We start from the raw sequence: 19548 nt of genomic DNA, 5'->3' as shown, positions 1-19548 counted from the left end.
GGAAAAACCAAAAAAAGTAAAAGTAAGGGCAGGCCAATAGTTGGACAAATCTTTAAACAAATGGCTCACGGTTTATTGAACAGTAAACACATTGGCTGGGGTGCATTCGCCAGACGATTGAGAGGCCGAAAAGGCCCGGCAATAGCCATTAAAGCTACAGCCAGAAAACTGGCAGCCCAATATTGGCGACTAATCGTTAAAGGAACCGAATTTGTTGAGAAAGGCTTAGCTGCGTATGAGTTAATCGTCAATCAACAGAAAAAGAAACGGTTACAGAAACTTGCCCTGGAACTAAACATGACTTTAGCCCCTGCATGATTCATTCTGTCATGGGTAGTGATAGCGAAGGATCTTCTTCAATATGCAAGTCGCGGATAGATGCTTCACTCTGTTCAGCATGACAAATTTCTTTTAAAAAAATCAACGGTCAAAAAAAGCTGCATCTTTAAAAATGCAGCTTTAGTTTTTTCTTGTTGTTTGGTTTGATATAGAATACTGTAGAAATTAAAGTTCTTCGTCGTGCTGGCTTACATCAAGGCCAGCCAATTCTTGTTCTGGAGTTACGCGTAAGGTACTGATCATGTCTGTGATCTTTAATAACAATAAAGAACCAAAAAATGCAAAAGCCGAAACACCTATTAAGGTGATCACATGAAGGAAGAATAAATGGGTTTCGCCATAATATAAACCGTTGCCGGTGGTGTTACCCGCGTTTACATTTTGATGAGCGAATACGCCGGTTAGTAACATGCCTACCATGCCGCCTACACCATGGCATGGGAATACATCAAGCGTGTCATCAATGCTGGTTGATGATCTCCAGATCACTACCAGGTTACTTACCACTGCGGCAACAATGCCAATAATTAAAGAGTGGGGGATGGTTACAAAACCTGCAGCCGGTGTAATGGCAACAAGACCCACCACTGCGCCGATACAAGCGCCCATAACGCCGGGCTTTTTACCGCGTAAAATGTCAAAAAACATCCAGGCCATAGCTGCAGCTGCCGATGCTGTAGTGGTAGTGGCTAAAGCAGTGGCGGCTAGGGTGCCCGAGCCTAATGCCGAACCTGCGTTAAAGCCAAACCATCCGAACCATAATAAACCGGTACCTAACAACACGTAGCTGATACGGGCCGGTGCGTGTGCCTTATCGTTACGTTGTTTTAAATATAATGCCGAAGCCAATGCAGCCCAGCCTGCCGACATGTGTACTACCGTGCCTCCAGCAAAATCCAATACGCCTTTACCAAACAGGAAGCCGTCCGGGTGCCAGGTAGAGTGGGCCAATGGTGCATAAATAAATATCATAAACAGGCAAAGGAAAATCACATAGGAGTTAAAGCGGATACGCTCGGCAAAAGCTCCGGTGATGAGGGCTGGGGTAATTACCGCGAATTTTAACTGGAACATAGCGAATAATACTAAAGGGATGGTTGGCGCCAATTTCCAGGTGGCATTGCCTAGGGTGCCCTTCATCATAAAAAAAGTACGCGGATCGCCAATGAAGCCGCCTATAGAATCGCCAAAGGCTAAACTAAAGCCGAAGATCACCCATATAACGGTGATTACACCCATACAAACAAAGCTTTGCAGCATGGTTGATAGTACATTTTTCTTGCTCACCATGCCGCCGTAAAAAAAGGCCAGTCCGGGTGTCATAATGAGTACGAGTGCGGTGCTTACTAATAACCAGGCGGTATCGCCGCTATCAATTTTGCTGTCTTTTATAGTAGTTAGGGTAACAGAGGGATATACAAGCGCAAGTATAATTACGACGATAAGTACGCCAAAGGGTATGAATTTTTTCATGTTTCGGGTTTTAGGGAGTTTTAATAAAGTTGATTAATACTGCCTGGTACCCAATCAAAATACCAGGCAGTATTAGGAATCAAGATATTAGAATCAAGAACCAAGAAAAACAGCAATAGGATTGATGTCGTCCTTGATCTGAAAAATGAATATTCAAACGAAGGGGTTTTATGATCAATTGTTTTGCTCTTGTCTTGATTCCTGGCTCTTGACTCTCGGTTCGCATATACCCCTGGCACCCAATCAAAATGCCAGGGGTATTAAACTAAATTTTTAAAAACAATAAGATCCCACGTGCTTAATCAGGGCAGCGGGATAGCATTGTTTTTTGGCTACCAAAAAGCGTGAAACGGAAAAAGGATGAGTTTGCGGAAACGTGACAGCTGACTTGTGCCGCGGCCGCAAGTGAAAGTGATGTATCTGATCCCTATAGAGAAAAAATTAGGGGTGTGATAAAAGCCTTGTAACGAATGTGCCCCGCGATGCTGCTGCACATTGATAACCGGTAAGGGTACGTTGTTAAGACTGTATTCGTAATTAGATGGACGATGATTGGGGTTTGCAGTTTTAAAAGAGACCTTTTTTTCGTCCTGATGATTAATATGGTATAATCCTCCTCGTCCGGATGCTGAAAATCCGGAAAAAAGGAAAAAAATTAAGGCGGTAAATTGATAAAGCCTGTTAATCATGTTTAAAAGTAATAAAAAATTAAAATAAATTCCATTTTATTATAGATATTTTAACATTTTATCTATTTATATGATAAATGTATATATAAAATGCTTTTTAAATTATGTATTTAGTTTAAAATGTAAAAAATTAAACTAATTACTCACTTTAAATCATTTGTTTTTATTTAATATGAAAAATTTATTAAAATATTCCTGCTTGTAGAGCTAAATGTGAAATATTTATCCTAGTTCCTCGTCAAAATGACATTCTTTTTTGATTGAACAATGATGTTTTTGATTGCTAAATACTTTCAGCAAACAAACCTTTTTGCGCAAAACTTAAATTTTCCGCACTCGGTATAGCATAATTCGGCCGAAAAATTATTTTAAAATAATTTTTGTTTTATAAAATATTATATATGTATATTCGTTTTATAAGAAATTTAATTCTGAAAATTATGAGTATTGCCAAATTTGATTTGTACAACGCCGAGTGGCTCGACCTTGTATTTGACCACCGTAACAAAGAGTACGGTGCTTATGATCTGAGAAAGAATTATGGCCGCACCATGAGCAAAGCCATCGGGCTTAGCTTTATTGCTGTTGCTGCTTTGATAGTAGCAAGTTTTGTGTTCAGGGCGAAACAACAAGAAGTGGTTAAAATGGTGCCAGTTACTTTGGATATTAAGAAAATTCTGCCGCCAGTGGAAGCAAAGCTTAAAAAATCAGACCCACCTAAATCTGTCGACCCTCCTGCGCCGGCAGTTCCGGTAAAAACTACTGCTATACCAACTACGGTGCGCCCTGATAATGATCCCCGTACAGTAGATCCTCCGGCTATTGATAAAATAGAAGGTGCAATCGGTCCAGCCAATATTGATGGGCCTGCAAAAGGATCTGACAATGTATTAGATCAAGGAAAAGGGCCAGGTGGTGGGTCTGGAGAGGGTACAGCCCCGACGAATAATAATATAGTAGATGTTGGCGGTCTTGAAGTAATGCCCGAGCCCGTAGGTGGCGCAGCCGCCTGGGCTAAATTTTTGCAAAAAAACCTTCGGTTTCCGGGTGTAGCACAAGATGCCGGAGTTTCGGGTAGGGTGATCATGAGTTTTGTGATTGAGAAAGATGGTTCTTTATCCAATATTAAAGTGGAGCGTGGCGCAGGGTATGGATTTGATGAAGAGGCCCTACGTGTGCTCAAACTGGCCAAAGCCTGGAAACCTGGTATTCAGAATAATCAACCGGTGCGGGTACGGTATACTATCCCCATTAATTTTCAGCTAAGTGAGCAATAAGAAAATCAAGATAAAGTGGTTGTATAGCGTCTCCGGGGGGACAGAAATCGTTAAATGACCACCGTGGGCAAGCGAATATTTTTCGTTTGCCCTTTTTTGTTATCCGATGGGTTAAGTTTCCTACCCGCGGGAGGGGTGCGGCTGGGAGGAGAGCAAAGGCAGGGAGGGGTTTATACGATAGGCATCACGAATAAACCCCTCCCTGCCCCTCCCGTCAATGTCATTAAGTTAAGGGGAAACGCAAAAGCAATTCCGCAAAAGCCCCCTCTAAATCTCCCCCGGAAGGGGAGACTTAGCTTCAATTTTTTAAAGTCCTCCCTACCGGGGAGGATTTAGGTGGGGCTCCATGTGCTTAACTTAATGACATTGCCCCTCCCGTTGGGCTACTGTGTGTACACATCTTTTTGATGCACTAATAATTAGAAAAAGCCGCTCCAGAGGAGCAAAATGTCGGTAGAAACAATAAAATTCTACCTCTTTTTAGTGCCGTAGGTACTAAACTAACCTAATTCAGGTCTATTGATGTGTCATTATTTGACCTGCAAAGATCAATAGTGACGTACCTACGGCACGTAAACCTCTTTTGATCCTATTTCTACCGACATGAAACCCCTTCGGGGTTTTATCAAAAAGATGTGTACACACAGTAGCCCGTTGGGAGGGAATCGCACTGGGCCAGTGCTTTATTTTCTTTAATCACCTGTTTATATACTAAAATTCATCAACAGTTCAATTACCCGTGGCATTTCTGTCTCTAGTTCGGCGTGCCAGAGCATGGTGAGTTCGGCCTTTTGGGGCGTATCTTTTAGCTCGATATATTTGATAATACCTGGATAGTTGCGCAGGCTCGACATGGGTTCGACGGTAATGCCCAGCCCAGCCTCAACCAGGCGGATGCCGGTACTGGCAAAGGGTGTTTTGTGAACAATGTTGGGTAAAAAACCGGCTTCAATAAAAATAGATTCAACAGTACCTACGTATAATGACCCTTCAGAGCGCGGTGGTAAAATAAATCGGTCGTTGGCAAATACGCTGAGGTCGTTGAAGTTTTCCGGGCTTACCGGGTGATCGAGTGGCAGCACCACCGCGAAATTATCACGCAGCAACACCTTGCTTTTTAAATCATCATTAATAACCGGGTTGGTAGAAAATCCAATATCAATTTCTTTGTTCTTCAGATCGATGGCTTGCTGTTTATTGTTTATCTCTAGCAATACGGTATGGATATCGGGCAAAATTTCATTGATATGCCTGATCATGCCCGGCAAAAAACTTTGCATAACAGAATAAGTATAACCTATCCTGATCTCGCCAGCTTCGCCTTTATGAAGCTGGGCGGTTCGTTTGGCCGCATGATCAAACTGGTTCACGAGTCGCTCCATTTCTGCCTTAAAATATTTGCCGGCAGGGGTAAGCTCCACGTTGCGCCTGTCGCGCTTAAACAATTGGGCATTTAATGATTCCTCCAGTTGCTTAATCTGCCGGCTCAGCGCGGGCTGTGCAATAAAAGCTTTATCAGACGATTTGGTGAAATGCAATGTTTCGGCCAGCACCAGGAAATTCTTGAGCACATTAATATCCATACTTATGCAAATTTGTTATCAGTTGATGAAATATAAGTATTTTTTATTATTAATGGCAAACGCTTTCTTTGTTTTAGTAATAAACCACCACCACCATGGAAGATCTGATCATGAAAGCGTACAAGCCCGAAACTTTTCGGAGCGAGGCGCACCAATTAGTTGAACTATTGGCTACTGAGCTAGAAAAAGCACACTCCGCCCCTCAAAAAAAAGATACCATTAACTGGGAAAGCCCGGCAGAGCAGTTGGCTTACTGGCAAAACGATTTTAATTCGCCTTTAATTAATAACCCTCAGCAGCTTTTTCGTTCGGTAATGTCAAGGTCGGTTAATTTGCATAGCCGGGGTTATATCGGGCACCAAACGGCAACAACTTTGCCTGTAACCGCTTTAACATCGGCATTGATCTCCTTTTTTAATAACGGCATGGCTGTTTATGAAATGGGCATGGCCGGCAATGCTATGGAAAAAGTAGTAACCGGGTATATGGCGACTAAATTTGGTTTTGATGAGGAAGCATCGGGTATTGTTACCTCTGGTGGTACGCTGGGTAACCTGACCGCCTTGCTAGCCGCCCGTGCGGCTATGCCTAATGTATTAGGCAAGCCAGAATACGGACAACTGGCCATCATGGTATCCGAAGAGGCGCATTACAGTATTGAACGTGCTGTAAGGATCATGGGGCTGCCTGCCGAAAATATTATCAAAGTACCGGTTAACGACCGTTTCCAGATGCGTGCCGATACGCTGGAGCATTATTATAAAGAAGCCACTGCGAAAGACCAAAAGGTATTTTGTATTGTTGGTTGTGCCTGTTCCACCTCAATAGGTGCTTATGATGATCTGGAAGCGATTGGTCAGTTTGCACAGAAACATAACATCTGGTTTCATGTGGATGGTGCGCATGGTGCCCCGGTTATTTTTTCGCCGGTTTATAGTCATTTGCTTCAGGGGATAGAAAAGGCAGATTCGGTGATGGTTGATTTTCATAAAATGATGATGGCGCCCTCGCTATCAACAGCAGTACTATTTAAATCGGCCAGGCAGGCCGGCAAAACCTTCCTGCAAAAGGCCGAGTACCTGTGGCAGGATCAGCAAGCCGATGAATGGTACAACTCGGGCAAGCAAACCTTTGAGTGTACCAAACCCATGACCATTTTGCATACCTACACTATTATGCGGCTTTATGGCGATACTTTATATCAGCAGCACATTGATAAATTGTACGGCATGGCCGGGGAGTTTGCATATATGGTACACCAGCACGAAAATTTTGAGCTAGCCTGTGAACCCCAGAGCAATATTGTTTGTTTCCGCCTGAAAGCCGGTGCGGAGTCGAACGAGTTAAACCGCGATGTGTTACAGCGTTTGATAGAAGACGGTCGCTTTTATATAGTAGGTACCACCATTAAACAGGAGTTTTATCTGCGGATAACGCTCATGAACCCGCTTACCCAAAAAGATGACCTGGAACAGTTACTCAGCGTAATTGAGGATCTGGCCATGAGTGATGCGGTGATGGGGTGAGAGTCAAGAGATAAGAATCAGGAATCAAGAGATAAAGACAAAAAAACAGATCCATCGGTGTTGGTGGATCAAAGAAGCGGGAGCTTGTGCTATTACTCTCAAGAGGGGATCTGGGAATGACCCTTTATCATCGTTTTGTTACAATTATGCCTAAAGTGAAAAATACAGCATTGTAATAGGTAACTTAGTGTGATAATCTTTAAAGATGATACAAATTCCTAAGGATCTGCTTGAGCATCACGTGCATATGAGGATGCGCTTTTGCGACATGTATGGTATTGTTATTGATAAAAAGCGGCCTTTCAGCTGTGATGATACCCTGCAAACGATGCATTGCCTCGAGGTGGTTTTAACCGGATTTATTGATGTTTGGTATGGCGGGCATGTACAGCATCTTGGTGCAGGCGATATTCAGTTCAGGAGGAGAGGGAATTACCAGATATTTCCATCTGACGATTATACCAGCATGCTCATTTTTATGGAAAATGAGTTTGTGGATTACTTTATAGAAAGTCATGTGCCGGAATTCAGACAAGAAAAACTGACTGACAATCTGCCGCCATTCGTCTTTAAAACATCCGAATTTATAAAAGCTAACATTGCGCAGGCTATTCAGCATATTGCACATCCGCAGGATTATTCGCGCTGTATTGTGAAGTTTGTTACGCATCAGGTATTGCTTCAAATTTTGTCGAACGATAGCTCCAAAACCTTTGTTTCGTTTTTAAAACACCTGGTTAGCGAAAATAAAATTGACCTGGCCTATTTTATGGAACAAAACTTTAACCGGCAGCTTTCCTTACCCGATATGGCTAAACTAACCGGGCGGAGTGTAAGCGCCTTTAAAAAGGAATTTACCGAACGCTTTAATACCACGCCTGTAAAATGGCAAATCAACCGCCGGTTGGAGTATGCAGCCTATCAGCTCAAAAACTCCAACCATCCGGTATCCGCGATAGCCTACAGCAGCGGGTTCGAGAATATCTCGCATTTTTCAAAAGTATATAAGCAAAAGTTTGGCGCATCGCCCAGCAGTGTACGTAACGAGCCGGTGTTATCCTAACAAACAAATAAAGCCTCACAGCAAAATCCGGGTGCCGGTAAAGCTGCAATTTTGAGGTATGAAAACATTAACAAATACCAACCTGGCGCTGATACTGATTGATATACAGCAGGGTTTTGATAATATCCCTTACTGGGGCGGCGAACGTAACAATCCAGCTGCCGAAACAAATGCCCGTAAACTGCTCGATTACTGGCGGGATAATAACCTACCGCTCTTTCACATTCAGCATTGCTCTACGAATCCCAACTCCCTGCTGGCAGAAGGTAACCCGGGTAACGCGCATAAAGAAATTGTAAAACCTTTGCCCGGTGAGCCGGTGATCAAAAAATCGGTAAACAGTTCTTTCATCGGTACCGATTTGCAGCAGCGACTGGATGCCGCCGGTATTGATACCGTAGTTATTGTGGGCCTCACCACCGAACATTGCGTATCAACCACCGCAAGAATGGCCGGCAATTTGGGTTACAACACCTTTGTAGTAGCTGATGCTGTTGCCGCTTTCGCCAAAACAGGTATCAAGGGCGAGCATTACGATGCAGAAACCATCCATTTAACCGCCCTGGCACAGATAAACGAGGAATTTGCCACCGTACTCAATACCGATGAGGTAATCAACGCTTTAAAAAAAAACGATGATTTTCTTTAGCAAGTTTGTCCGGAAAGTTTTAGCATCTTATTTACAGGTTTCGCAGGTGCTTTCGGTAATGAAGTAAAGGAATTGTTGCATCTTTAGCCTATGATGCAGTGATAGCGTCGCGCCTACTCAAGCGTGGACGCTTACCCTCATTATGGTTCAAGCGAAAGGCGCTTGAACCAGTGGAAAACGAGCAATTTCTTAAATAATTACAATAACAAATCAACTATGAAAACAATTAAAAAATTACTAATGGTGCCGGGTATTCTTATAGTCAGCATTATTGGGTTTTATGCTAATGCTCAGGAAATTAAAACTATTCCCGGTACCCCATTAAAACTTACTTACTATAACTCTGCCGAATCAACTTTTGGGGTTACCTCGGTACTGGTGACTGGAAAACAAGATGCTATTCTTATCGATGCTCAATTTACTTTACCTGATGCGGAAAAAGTAGCTGCCATGATCAAAAGCAGTGGGAAAAAATTGAAAGCCATATTTATTAGTTATGGTGATCCCGATTATTACTTTGGCTTAGAGGCTATCAGGAAATACTATCCTAATACACCTGTATACGCAACGGAGCCTACCATTGAGCATATTAAGGCCACTTACAAAGGCAAGTTGGAGTATTGGGGAAAGATCTTAAAACAGGCTGCCCCTAAACAAGTGATCGTCCCGAGTGTTTTTAATGGTAACTTCATGGAGCTGGATGGTAATAAACTTGAAATTGTAAAGGTACCAGGCGCGCCAGTTCGCAGTTTTGTTTGGATCCCTGCGGTTAAAGCTGTTGTTGGCGGTATCAATGTTTTTGGAAATGATTTTCACTTATGGATGGCCGATGATGCGACTGCTGAAAAGAGAGCACTATGGGTTGACGCCTTAAATAAGGTTATCAGTTTAAATCCTAAAGTGGTAATTCCCGGGCATTTTGGTAACAAGGCCGATTTGACGATCGCCTCAGTTAATTACACCAAAACTTATCTGCAAACCTATGAGCAACTGCTAAAAACAAATAAAAGCTCTAAATCTTTGATAGCCGCGCTGAAAGTGAAATATCCCAAAGCAGGTTTTTTGACAGGTCTTGAACTGGGCGCCAAAGTAAATACCGGCGAAATGCAATGGAAATGATCCATTTGTCCCAATAAACCTTTAATAAACAAAGCCCCTCCAAAAGAGGGGCTTTGTTTATTAAAGGTTTATCTCTACGAATATTTCAATCCGTGGTCCGTTTACCCATTTGGCATCATTGGTACATAGAAATGCTACCGGATTGCCAGCTGATTTTTACTGCTGATAATTTTTCAGATTCAATCCGGTAGTCCTCCAGTACTTTAAAGCCATTTTTGATATAAAATGCCAGTGGCGACGCATATTTGCTTCCGTTTGATTTTAATTCCCCTTCTTTATCTATAACCCAACCAGCTAGAAGGGTTTCGTGTTTTTTTATTTCATTCAATATCCTAGTCCCGTATTTCTTTCCTTGAACTTTGCTGTTTAAAATGATGGCAAACCATCGCTCGTTATTGCGTAAAAAAGTTGCTGACCATCCTTGGAGTATGTCATCCTCATCGATTAACAAAAAATATTGTTTGTTTCCCAGATTGTCCAGGTAACCGTTAAAGTCGTTGATGTTTTGGTATTGTAGTTTTTCAGGGTATTCATCATTCCATAATTGATAAGCCGCATGGAGCTGCGTATGAGTAAGAAAACTTTGTACGGATATTTCCATATGTTGATTTTGGTTACAATTTCTGCATTTTTAGATAGCTTTTCAATTTATTGTGCAGGAGTCAAGAATTAAGAATCAAAAACTATGTCATTGCGAGGCACGAAGCAATCTCCTCGCGTTTATGCATATGACGAGATTGCTTCGTCGTTCCCCCTGCAATGGCATAATGTGTATAAGCGGTGTGTAGAAAATAAGTTCTTTAGCTTTCGTCCCCTCAGGGTTTCTCTTAGAGGCCCCCTGAGGTATTGGCTGGTCTATAGAGAACCTCAGGGTCCCTTTCAGGTTTAAGTTAACCCACAAAATTGATCAACTTGAAATTTCAACGGGAGGCACCTACGGAGCCAAAGAAGGTGCTTTTTTAGAGCTATAAACAGGTGGCACCGCTGGGGCCGGCAATGCTTTATACTATAATCAGTATACCTGGAGTACCATTCGGCCTCAGAGAGGCCACCTGTTTATAGATAAAATCTAAAGAAATACCGGACTCCTGCGGAGTCTCCTGATCCTGAACTTGCCTTCCGGGGACTCTTTAGTTCATATTTAGATTTTATGGTTAACTTAAACTTTCAGGAGACCCTGAGGGGACACCAAGTCTTTTTTGAGTTATTTAACCGAATTCACCAACGGCATTACTTTTTTACCGATGAGTTCAATAGAACTCATTAATTGGGCATGCGTTAAACCGGCATTATCCATCTGGAAAGTAAAACGATCCACGCCGCCCAGCGCTTCGCTATGGCGCAATAACTTTTCGGCTACCTGTTCTGGTCCGCCAACTACAAGTACACCTTTTGGGGCCACCAGGCTGTCAAACTGCGTTTTGGTTACCGGCGGCCAGCCACGTTCTCTGCCTAATTTGGTCCACAGCTCCGCATAACCCGGGTAATAATCGGCTATGGCTTGTTCATTGGTCGCGCCAACAAAGCCTGGCGAATGCAGCCCAACTTTTAACTGATCGGGTGTAAAACCCGCTCTTTTACCGGCTTCGCGATACAGATCTATCAGGGGACGGAACCGATGCGTTTCTCCGCCTATCACGGCTACCATCAATGGTAATCCCAATGTTCCGGCACGGGCAAATGATTCCGGCGTGCCCCCAACACCCAGCCAAATGGGTAGTTTTTCTTGTAATGCCCTTGGATATACGGGGCGATTGTTTAAAGGCGCGCGGAATTTGCCCGACCAGGTCACAAATTCATTGTCACGCACTTTGAGTAACAGATCCAGCTTTTCTTTGAATAATGCGTCGTAATCGTCCAGGTTAAAACCAAACAGGGGATAGGCTTCCACAGATGATCCCCGGCCAACAACCATTTCTGCACGACCTTTGGATATGAGATCTAAGGTGGCAAAGCTCTGGTATGCCCGCACCGGATCGGCAGCACTGAGTACCGTTACTGCGCTGGTGAGTTTAATATTTTTGGTTCGTGCCGCGGCAGCAGCCAGGATCACCGCTGTGGCCGAATCCAGGAACTCCTTTTTATGATGTTCGCCGATACCGAAAACATCCAGACCAACCTCATCGGCAAAGGCGATGCGGTCCAGTAATTGTTCCATGGCATCCACGCTGCTCAATTCGTTACTGCCGTACATCGCCGAGGCAAAGCTGTCTATTCCTATTTCCATTTGATTATTTTAATAAATGTTTAAACATCTAATTCAAAGATCGGAACAAACTTTTGTCTAACCAAATAACGCGTTGTTATTGACGTGTTGCTGACTTAGTATTGTTAATTTGAAACGGAAGGCTGTCATGCTGAGCGCCGTCGAAGCATGGTGAGCAGGGCCTCTGCGCGCGAGTCTTCGGCAAGCTCAGCCTGACAGGCCTCTTAGCTTATGGTCGATGTTATCATCGCACCATACATTAATAAAGCGTTAGGTGAAAAACGTAAATAGTGGTCTGGTGATAACACCAATCACAGGCAAGTATTATATTACACCGTATCTAATAATTTTTCCTGGCCCCAGGCTGCCATATCAGTTAATATCGGTTTAAGGCTCTGGCCCAATTCTGTTAGCGAATATTCTACACGGGGTGGAATTTCTTTGTACTGCTTCCGGCTAATTAGTCCATCACTTTCCAGTTCTTTCAGCTGCTCGGTTAGCACTTTTCTTGAAATGGAAGGCATTCGTGCCGCTATTTCACCAAAGCGCCTGGTATGATCCAGAAGCAAAAATATGATGATTGTTTTCCATCTGCCCCCAATTAAAGCGATGGTAGCCGTAAATGGGCAAGAATTATTTTCTACTTTATTTTCCACTTTATTATCCATTAGTCACGTTTAGGTTACCACTATTTTCATGGTTACCAAAAGGTAACAAGTTACTTTTTGAAATCATTATTAGTTACTTTGCGTAACAAACAAAAATAAGTATTAATTCTAAGTATACAAATTATGATTTTAGTTACAGGTGCAACAGGACATTTAGGAAACGCGACAATTGAATCGCTTCTCAACAAAGGTATTCCGGCTAACGAAATTGCCGCTTTAGTAAGGGATGAAAACAAGGCAATTCATTTAAAAGATAAAGGTGTTCAGATAAAAATTGGTGAGTATAACGATTATGATTCTCTTAAAAATGCTTTGCAGGGTGTCGACAAGCTATTGCTTATTTCTTCCAACGAAATGGTGGACAGACTTGTTCAGCATAAAAACGTTATCAATGCCGCTAAAGACAATGGCGTTAAACATATAGTTTATACGGGTATTGATATTAAAAGCTTTGATGAAACTGCTATTCCGTACGTTAGCCATATTCATCGCGACACAGCTGATTATCTTCAAGAAGTGGGTATCCCTTACACATTACTAAACGACACGCTTTATGCAGATGTGATCCCTCTGTTTTTGGGTGACAAGATTTTTGAAAGCGGCATTTTCTTCCCTGCCGGAGATGGTAGAACACCTTTTGTTGCCCGGACAGAGATGGCGGAGGCAGCAGCAGTTGTGCTGACAACTCCCGGACATGAAAATAAAGAATACGCCATAGCGGCGGATATAACCTATTCATTTGAAGACATTGCAGGAATGATTTCAGAGATCACGGGTAAAAGCATCAAATATCATAAGCCTGATGCGGAAACATATATTGATGCGCTTGTAAAGGCAGGCGTTCCCAAAGAAAACGCTTCTTTCCTTGCAGGCTTCGGAACAGCAATAGCTAACGGAGAATTGGATACCCACCGGAGCGATCTGGAAAAGCTATTAGGAAGAAAAGCATCAGGGCTAAAGGAATTCCTGACTAGCACTTATCAAATTTAAGTTGTTTGAATTATTAACCTAATGGTGTGGTGTTATCATCGCACCATTAGATTAAATATGTATATTCCTCCATTGCAGCCCCCAAACATTTTTTGTATATTTAAGTAAGCCAATTCGACTTTTAGTCCTGTTTGAAAAACATAATTGTCTTTCTCCAAAAGAGGCGTAAAAACCAACCGTTTGGTATGTAGTTATTTGAATATCAACTATTTGACACTTTTTAAAGTTTTAAAACCCATCAGAAATTTGTTAAAAAGTGTTAAAATGGATGGTTTTGATAAAGTTTTGAGCTGGTTTTGATTGGATTTTCATCCAGTTTCGAACGGAAAAATGTTAAAATTAAAGGTTTAAGAAGTATTTGCAGTTTGAATTTTATAAGTTTGATTTTAAGGCGATAAAAATACGCTAACCATTCCGGCGCCCGAACCCCGCCACCCGAAACCCGACCCCGGAACGAGTCAAAACCTTTCGCCTTTTGGCTTTCAGCTTTCGCCGTTTTTTCCTACTTTTGCGCATCCTTTCAAATAAAACAATAGTACATTGGAGCACCAGGAATTAACCACCGTTGAAACCGCCAAAGATTTAGGCTTATTACCCGAAGAATTTGAACGTATAAAAGAAATATTGGGCCGCGTACCCAACTTTACCGAGCTTTCTATTTTTTCGGTAATGTGGAGCGAGCACTGTTCGTATAAAAATTCCATCACTTGGCTAAAAACTTTGCCTAAGGATAGTCCGCGTATGCTGGCTAAAGCTGGTGAAGAAAATGCCGGTCTGGTTGATTTGGGCGATGGCATTGGCTGCGCTTTCAAGATCGAGTCGCATAATCACCCATCAGCCCTAGAGCCTTATCAGGGCGCTGCCACCGGTGTAGGCGGTATTAACCGGGATATATTTACCATGGGCGCACGTCCTATCGCGCAGCTCAATTCCCTGCGTTTTGGCGACTTGAGCCTGGATAAAACCAAATGGTTAGTAAAAGGTGTGGTAAAAGGTATCAGTCATTACGGCAATGCCTTCGGTATCCCAACTGTGGGCGGCGAGCTGTTTTTTGACGATTGTTATAATGTAAATCCGCTGGTGAACGCCATGTCGGCAGGTATTGTAAAAGCGGGCGAAACCGTTTCGGCAACCTCCTACGGCGTAGGTAACCCGGTATATATAGTAGGTTCTGCAACCGGTAAAGATGGTATCCATGGCGCGGCATTCGCATCCAAAGATATTACTGCCGATTCGGTGAACGATCTTCCTGCCGTTCAGGTAGGCGACCCTTTCCAGGAAAAACTATTGCTGGAAGCTACTTTAGAAGTGATTAAAACCGGCGCAGTAGTAGGTATGCAGGATATGGGCGCTGCCGGTATCATCTGCTCCAACTCCGAAATGAGCGCTAAAGGCGAGCATGGTATGCGTATCGATCTGGATAAAGTGCCAACCCGACAGGATCATATGAAGCCTTACGAAATTTTGCTGTCTGAATCACAGGAGCGTATGCTGATTGTGGTTTATAAAGGCCGCGAAAAAGAAGTAGAAGCTGTTTTTGATAAATGGGATCTGAACTGCGCCGTGATAGGCGAGGTGACCGATACCAAACGTTTAGAGTATTTCATGAACGGCGAATTGGTTGCCGACGTACCTGCTGATGACCTTGTTTTAGGTGGCGGCGCACCGGTTTACGAACGCGAATACCGCGAGCCTGCTTACTTTGCCGAGAATCAGAAGTTCAACATTGATGATGTTAAAGAACCTGAAAACCTGGTTGAAGTAGCCGAGCATTTGGCTGCACACCCTAACCTGGCTTCCAAACGTTGGGTAACCGACCAGTACGATAGCATGGTAGGTGTACAAACCATGACCGCCAACCTGGCCTGCGATGCAGCCGTGGTAGCGGTTAAGGATACCGATAAAGCCATTGTGTTAACTACAGATTGTAACTCGCGCTACGTATATGCCGATCCTTATAAAGGTACTGCCATAGCCGTTGCCGAAGCTGCACGTAATATTACCTGTGCAGGCGGCGAGCCTGTGGCTATCACCAACTGCTTAAACTTTGGTAACCCTTATAATCCTGAAGTTTACTGGCAGTTTGTAAGCGCCATAAAAGGTATGGGTGATGCCTGCCGTAAGTTCGAAACCCCGGTTACCGGTGGTAATGTGAGCTTTTATAACCAGTCGGCAGATGGTGGTTCGGTATTCCCGACGCCAACTATCGGTATGCTGGGTGTAATGGAAGATGTAGAAAACATCATGACCGCCGATTTTAAACAACCCGGCGACCTGATCTACCTGATCGGCGAATCGGTGAATGATATTGCCTCATCACAGTACTTGGCTTCATGGCACAAAATACTAAAAGCACCTGCACCTTATTTTGATATTGATCAGGAATATGAGATGCAGCAAACCGTAAAAGGATTGATCAAACACCGTGTGATTGAATCGGCACATGATGTGGCTGATGGTGGTTTATATATTAATCTGTTAGAGTCGTCTATGCCAAATGGTTTAGGTTTTGATATCGAAACAGACAGTGATATCCGTAAGGATGCATTCCTGTTTGGTGAAGCACAAGGCAGGGTAGTGGTAACCGTAGCCCCTGAAGAGCAGGAACGCTTTATTGAGTTTATGGCCACCAGCGATGTTGAATTTAGCCTGCTGGGTACCGTGAACAATGGTTCCCTGACTGTTGACGAAGAGCCCTTTGGTCATGTTACCGACCTGAAAATGGTTCACAGCAACGTATTACACTCCATATTAGGCGAATAATGCTGAAACTGAACCGGGTACATCATATCGCCATTATTTGTTCCGATTACCAAAAATCGAAGCATTTTTATAGCGAGGTACTGGGTTTAAAAATATTGCTAGAGGTTTATCGCGAGGAGCGGCAATCCTATAAACTCGATCTGGAAGTGGGCAACCAGTACCAGATCGAGCTTTTTTCCTTCCCGGAGCCGCCTGCCCGTTTATCCAGGCCCGAAGCTGCCGGTTTACGTCACTTCGCTTTCGAGGTTGATGATATTGATGAGGCGATTGATGGTTTACAGGCTAATGGCGTTATCACAGAACCTATTCGCATTGATGAATTTACCGGCAAACGTTTTACCTTTTTTGCCGATCCGGATGGCCTGCCGCTGGAATTTTACGAAAAGTAATTATGCTTGTTGGCGAAAATTGTTGGTGACAACACCAACAACGGGCGGTAAGAAGATTTTTATTTTAAATAATCTTCGAAGTAAAAATTTAATACCCGCACCCCACACTTTGTTGGTCTTGTCACCAACAAATAGCACCATGTTTGTCGCGCTTTGTTGGCTTTGTCACTCACACCCGCACTTTGTTGGTGTTGTCACCAACAAATACTGCTGTGTTATCACCAACAAATACCACTATGCTTTTACTCATTATGATGTTTCAGAAATCCAAAACTATCCTCATTTGTCAAATAAAACCTTGCTGATGAATATTTATAGTCTTCCGGTAAAGTAGCTAATTGCCATTTTTGTTGAAGCGGGTTGTTATGTATATAATCCAACTTTTGTGTAAACACTCCCGGACTCCATAAATCAGTACTCAATGAATTTCTTTCCCAAAATTGATATTGTCTGTCTTTAGCGTTTACTAAAAATAAGGATAGCCTAGCATCGTCAGTATCCAATAATTTAAATTTGAATTGTTGTGCGGTGAACTTTAAAAAACGCATTTGAATAACATCCCGTTTATAACCATCCTGAATCTGCCATATTAAATGAATATGATTTGGCATGATCACAAAACCATAAACAACAATGCTTTTTTCATTGGCTAAAAATAAAAGACTTTTGATGATGATATCTTTAAACGCATCAGTCTGTAATAGCGGTTTCCATTCCAGTATAGTTGCGGTAAAAAATTGGGGATGATAGTTAAAATTGATTTCGGCCATTTAAATCAGTTATAAAACTTTCAAGATAAGAGTTGTTGGTGACAACACCAACAACGGCAGCAGCCTATTCGCATTGATGATTTTACCGGCAAACGCTTTACCTTTTTTGTCGATCCGGATGCGCTGCCGCTGGAGCTTTACGGAAAGTAATTATGCTTGTTGGTAAGGTTGTTGGTGTTGTCACCAACAAATATACGCTTGGTAAATATCAACGTTGATAGGTATCCTGCCCTTTGTTAGTGTTGTCACCAACAAACATAAACCCGGTAAATGTCAACGTTGATACGCATCTTAACAATTAATAATAAATTCGCATCGATGTTTCGCTTTAAACAATTCAGTGTCGACCAAACCGGTTGCGCCATGAAGATCAATACCGATGGTGTTTTGTTGGGTGCATTGGCAGATGCAGATGAACCACTATCCATATTAGATATAGGCACAGGTACCGGCGTAATAGCCCTGATGCTGGCCCAACGTTTTGTTGGAGCCCATATTGATGCTGTTGAGATTGACGAAAGCGCGGCTATAACTGCCGAAAGCAATTTTAAAGGTTCACCTTTTGCTGATTGTTTGGAGCTGTTTCCGGTGAGCTTTGCCGATTTTTTCTCAGTTTATCCCGATAAAAAATATGACCTGATCGTTTCCAATCCGCCGTTCTATATCAATTCGCTGCAGTCGCCGGGAGCAAAGAAGAATTTGGCCAAACATGCTGGTGATGGTTTTTTTGAGGGTTTGATATCGGGAGTGGCCGGGCATTTAACGGAAGATGGGACATGTTGGCTGGTGTTGCCAATAGATACTGCAGAGTTGGTTAAAGTTTTGGGTACACAGTATCAGTTGTATCCACAGAAAATAATAAAGGTTTATTCTTTTAACAATGATGAACCGCATAGGGAAATACTGGTTCTGGGTTTTGATGCAGGCCAATCGGAAGAAGAGAGATTGGTGATCTACGATGAGCCTAAAGTTTACAGTAAAGAGTACCAGAAAGTATTGAAGGAATTTTTGACGATATTTTGATTCAATAATTTCCCATCATGCCATTGCGAGGAACGACGAAGCAATGAGCCCCACCCAACCCTCCCCGGAAGTGAGGGCTTTAAAATACTTTCCAAAAGTCTCCCCTTCCGGGGGAGATTTAGAGGGGGCTTATTGCCACGCCTCAATGACGGATTTATTAATTTCTCGTTTCTTGTATCTTATATATCTCAGCACAAGTCTTCTGTTGTCAGTTTCTGCGCAATGGCTAACCTGCAATATTTAACCAAAAATAAGCCCAAAAGTCGGTTAACACAAAATGTGGCTTGTTTGTATTTAATATATTGATTTTCAATAATTTAAATAAATGTTAACCATGAAAAGTGTAAACCATGTAAACCCACTTTTTTACCTTTTCTCAGGTTTTTTGCGCGCAACGGCAGATTTATTAATTCCCGATTCTTGACTCTTAGCTCTTGTATTTATATTTGCTCGCATGACGCGCATAGGCCTGATATCCGATACCCACAGCTACCTTGACGAGGCTGTTTTTAAGCATTTTGAAAATTGCGATGAAATATGGCATGCCGGAGATTTCGGCACCCTGGATCTGGCCGATAAACTGGCCGCTTTTAAGCCATTAAAAGGCGTATACGGCAATATTGATGGTAAGGATGTGCGGTTAGTATACCCTGAAAATCTGCGCTTTAACTGCGAAGGCGTTGATGTATGGATGACCCACATTGGCGGTTACCCTGGCAAGTATAGTCCGGCGGTGAAAAAGGAGATCTACCTGAATCCGCCCAAGTTGTTTATTTCAGGGCACTCGCATATATTGAAGGTAATGCCCGATAAAACCATAGGCTGCCTGCATCTTAACCCGGGCGCGGCTGGGCAACAAGGCTGGCACAAGGTGCGCACCCTAATGCGTTTTAATATCGACGGTGATAAAATTCAAGATTTGCAGGTTATTGAATTGGCTGGGAGATAAGCTTTTTGGTATCAAGTAGCTAGTATCTAGTATCAAGATGCCTTGCCTCTCCAATGTCAAAAGAAGGAAGTC

At 42.8% G+C, this 19548-nt stretch carries 17 protein-coding genes and 1 pseudogene; 11 read left to right on the top strand and 7 right to left on the bottom strand.

The features are described from left to right. Nucleotides 1-318 (top strand): annotated as a pseudogene (locus BW976_RS09595) (hypothetical protein); the annotation flags it as partial. A gap of 186 nt (nt 319-504) precedes the next feature. Here BW976_RS09595 and BW976_RS09590 read toward each other — a convergent pair. Together BW976_RS09590 and BW976_RS09585 are read right to left on the bottom strand one after the other, a co-directional pair. Then, nucleotides 505-1812 carry an ammonium transporter gene (locus BW976_RS09590; protein WP_076372757.1) on the bottom strand — a complete coding sequence of 436 codons (1308 nt, stop codon included), beginning with the start codon at nt 1810-1812 and terminating at the stop codon, nt 505-507. A gap of 332 nt (nt 1813-2144) precedes the next feature. After that, nucleotides 2145-2501, bottom strand: coding sequence for a hypothetical protein (locus BW976_RS09585; RefSeq protein ID WP_076372755.1), 357 nt, complete (start codon nt 2499-2501; stop codon nt 2145-2147). A gap of 440 nt (nt 2502-2941) precedes the next feature. Between BW976_RS09585 and BW976_RS09580 the strand changes: the two genes are divergently transcribed. Further along, nucleotides 2942-3778 carry an energy transducer TonB gene (locus BW976_RS09580; RefSeq protein WP_175614085.1) on the top strand — a complete coding sequence of 279 codons (837 nt, stop codon included), beginning with the start codon at nt 2942-2944 and terminating at the stop codon, nt 3776-3778. A gap of 704 nt (nt 3779-4482) precedes the next feature. Here BW976_RS09580 and BW976_RS09570 read toward each other — a convergent pair. Then, nucleotides 4483-5361, bottom strand: a complete 879-nt coding sequence (locus BW976_RS09570) for a LysR substrate-binding domain-containing protein (RefSeq protein ID WP_076372751.1) — start codon at nt 5359-5361, stop codon at nt 4483-4485. Nucleotides 5362-5456: 95 nt separating this feature from the next. On the opposite strand from BW976_RS09570, the gene BW976_RS09565 reads away from it, so the two are divergent. The 4 genes from BW976_RS09565 to BW976_RS09550 all read left to right on the top strand — a co-directional run bounded on the left by BW976_RS09565 (nt 5457) and on the right by BW976_RS09550 (nt 9718). Further along, entirely contained in the window at nt 5457-6887 is a 1431-nt protein-coding gene (locus BW976_RS09565) for a pyridoxal phosphate-dependent decarboxylase family protein (protein ID WP_076372749.1), read from the top strand. Between the two features lie 205 nt (nt 6888-7092). Further along, entirely contained in the window at nt 7093-7950 is an 858-nt protein-coding gene (locus tag BW976_RS09560) for a helix-turn-helix transcriptional regulator (protein WP_084192137.1), read from the top strand. Nucleotides 7951-8008: 58 nt separating this feature from the next. Beyond that, entirely contained in the window at nt 8009-8599 is a 591-nt protein-coding gene (locus tag BW976_RS09555) for a cysteine hydrolase family protein (protein WP_076372746.1), read from the top strand. Nucleotides 8600-8815: 216 nt separating this feature from the next. Beyond that, nucleotides 8816-9718 carry an MBL fold metallo-hydrolase gene (locus BW976_RS09550; protein ID WP_076372745.1) on the top strand — a complete coding sequence of 301 codons (903 nt, stop codon included), beginning with the start codon at nt 8816-8818 and terminating at the stop codon, nt 9716-9718. Nucleotides 9719-9833: 115 nt separating this feature from the next. Here BW976_RS09550 and BW976_RS09545 read toward each other — a convergent pair whose 3' ends face one another. From BW976_RS09545 to BW976_RS09535, 3 genes are all read right to left on the bottom strand, one after another. Next, the gene (locus BW976_RS09545) at nt 9834-10319 is read right to left on the bottom strand and encodes a hypothetical protein (RefSeq protein ID WP_076372744.1); all 486 of its coding nucleotides are present in this window, start codon (nt 10317-10319) and stop codon (nt 9834-9836) included. 603 nt (nt 10320-10922) lie between these two features. Continuing rightward, a complete protein-coding gene (locus BW976_RS09540; protein WP_076372743.1) occupies nt 10923-11945 on the bottom strand; it encodes an LLM class flavin-dependent oxidoreductase in 1023 nt (340 codons plus the stop codon). A gap of 308 nt (nt 11946-12253) precedes the next feature. Next, nucleotides 12254-12592 carry a winged helix-turn-helix transcriptional regulator gene (locus BW976_RS09535; RefSeq protein ID WP_076372742.1) on the bottom strand — a complete coding sequence of 113 codons (339 nt, stop codon included), beginning with the start codon at nt 12590-12592 and terminating at the stop codon, nt 12254-12256. Between the two features lie 123 nt (nt 12593-12715). Here BW976_RS09535 and BW976_RS09530 point away from each other — a divergent pair, with 123 nt between their 5' ends. The 3 genes from BW976_RS09530 (at nt 12716) to gloA2 (ending at nt 16734) form a co-directional block, all read left to right on the top strand. Further along, the gene (locus BW976_RS09530; protein ID WP_076372741.1) at nt 12716-13582 is read left to right on the top strand and encodes an SDR family oxidoreductase; all 867 of its coding nucleotides are present in this window, start codon (nt 12716-12718) and stop codon (nt 13580-13582) included. Nucleotides 13583-14122: 540 nt separating this feature from the next. Continuing rightward, nucleotides 14123-16345, top strand: coding sequence for a phosphoribosylformylglycinamidine synthase subunit PurL (gene purL / locus BW976_RS09525; protein ID WP_076372740.1), 2223 nt, complete (start codon nt 14123-14125; stop codon nt 16343-16345). Then, nucleotides 16345-16734 (top strand): SMU1112c/YaeR family gloxylase I-like metalloprotein, encoded by a 390-nt coding sequence (gene gloA2 / locus BW976_RS09520; RefSeq protein ID WP_076372739.1) that lies wholly within the window; start codon nt 16345-16347, stop codon nt 16732-16734. Before purL ends, gloA2 begins: the two co-directional genes overlap by 1 nt. Nucleotides 16735-16976: 242 nt before the next feature. On the opposite strand, the gene BW976_RS09515 is transcribed toward gloA2, so the two are convergent. Beyond that, nucleotides 16977-17504, bottom strand: a complete 528-nt coding sequence (locus tag BW976_RS09515; RefSeq protein WP_076372738.1) for a transposase — start codon at nt 17502-17504, stop codon at nt 16977-16979. A gap of 270 nt (nt 17505-17774) precedes the next feature. Between BW976_RS09515 and BW976_RS09510 the strand changes: the two genes are divergently transcribed. Further along, nucleotides 17775-18527: a tRNA1(Val) (adenine(37)-N6)-methyltransferase gene (locus tag BW976_RS09510; RefSeq protein ID WP_084192136.1), complete on the top strand. Its 753-nt coding sequence runs from the start codon at nt 17775-17777 to the stop codon at nt 18525-18527. 454 nt (nt 18528-18981) lie between these two features. Next, nucleotides 18982-19476: a metallophosphoesterase family protein gene (locus tag BW976_RS09505; protein ID WP_076372736.1), complete on the top strand. Its 495-nt coding sequence runs from the start codon at nt 18982-18984 to the stop codon at nt 19474-19476. Nucleotides 19477-19548 lie beyond the last annotated feature (72 nt).

Source organism: Mucilaginibacter lappiensis (genome assembly GCF_900155965.1).
Taxonomy (GTDB): Bacteria; Bacteroidota; Bacteroidia; order Sphingobacteriales; family Sphingobacteriaceae; genus Mucilaginibacter; species Mucilaginibacter lappiensis.
This window is presented reverse-complemented; position numbering and strand designations above follow the sequence as displayed.

Coding starts and splice junctions, on each gene's coding strand:
- BW976_RS09590 (WP_076372757.1), bottom strand. CDS start 1,812: ATGAAAAAATTCATACCCTTTGGCGTACTTATCGTCGTAATTATACTT.
- BW976_RS09585 (WP_076372755.1), bottom strand. CDS start 2,501: ATGATTAACAGGCTTTATCAATTTACCGCCTTAATTTTTTTCCTTTTT.
- BW976_RS09580 (WP_175614085.1), top strand. CDS start 2,942: ATGAGTATTGCCAAATTTGATTTGTACAACGCCGAGTGGCTCGACCTT.
- BW976_RS09570 (WP_076372751.1), bottom strand. CDS start 5,361: ATGGATATTAATGTGCTCAAGAATTTCCTGGTGCTGGCCGAAACATTG.
- BW976_RS09565 (WP_076372749.1), top strand. CDS start 5,457: ATGGAAGATCTGATCATGAAAGCGTACAAGCCCGAAACTTTTCGGAGC.
- BW976_RS09560 (WP_084192137.1), top strand. CDS start 7,093: ATGATACAAATTCCTAAGGATCTGCTTGAGCATCACGTGCATATGAGG.
- BW976_RS09555 (WP_076372746.1), top strand. CDS start 8,009: ATGAAAACATTAACAAATACCAACCTGGCGCTGATACTGATTGATATA.
- BW976_RS09550 (WP_076372745.1), top strand. CDS start 8,816: ATGAAAACAATTAAAAAATTACTAATGGTGCCGGGTATTCTTATAGTC.
- BW976_RS09545 (WP_076372744.1), bottom strand. CDS start 10,319: ATGGAAATATCCGTACAAAGTTTTCTTACTCATACGCAGCTCCATGCG.
- BW976_RS09540 (WP_076372743.1), bottom strand. CDS start 11,945: ATGGAAATAGGAATAGACAGCTTTGCCTCGGCGATGTACGGCAGTAAC.
- BW976_RS09535 (WP_076372742.1), bottom strand. CDS start 12,592: ATGGATAATAAAGTGGAAAATAAAGTAGAAAATAATTCTTGCCCATTT.
- BW976_RS09530 (WP_076372741.1), top strand. CDS start 12,716: ATGATTTTAGTTACAGGTGCAACAGGACATTTAGGAAACGCGACAATT.
- gloA2 (WP_076372739.1), top strand. CDS start 16,345: ATGCTGAAACTGAACCGGGTACATCATATCGCCATTATTTGTTCCGAT.
- BW976_RS09515 (WP_076372738.1), bottom strand. CDS start 17,504: ATGGCCGAAATCAATTTTAACTATCATCCCCAATTTTTTACCGCAACT.
- BW976_RS09510 (WP_084192136.1), top strand. CDS start 17,775: ATGTCAACGTTGATACGCATCTTAACAATTAATAATAAATTCGCATCG.
- BW976_RS09505 (WP_076372736.1), top strand. CDS start 18,982: ATGACGCGCATAGGCCTGATATCCGATACCCACAGCTACCTTGACGAG.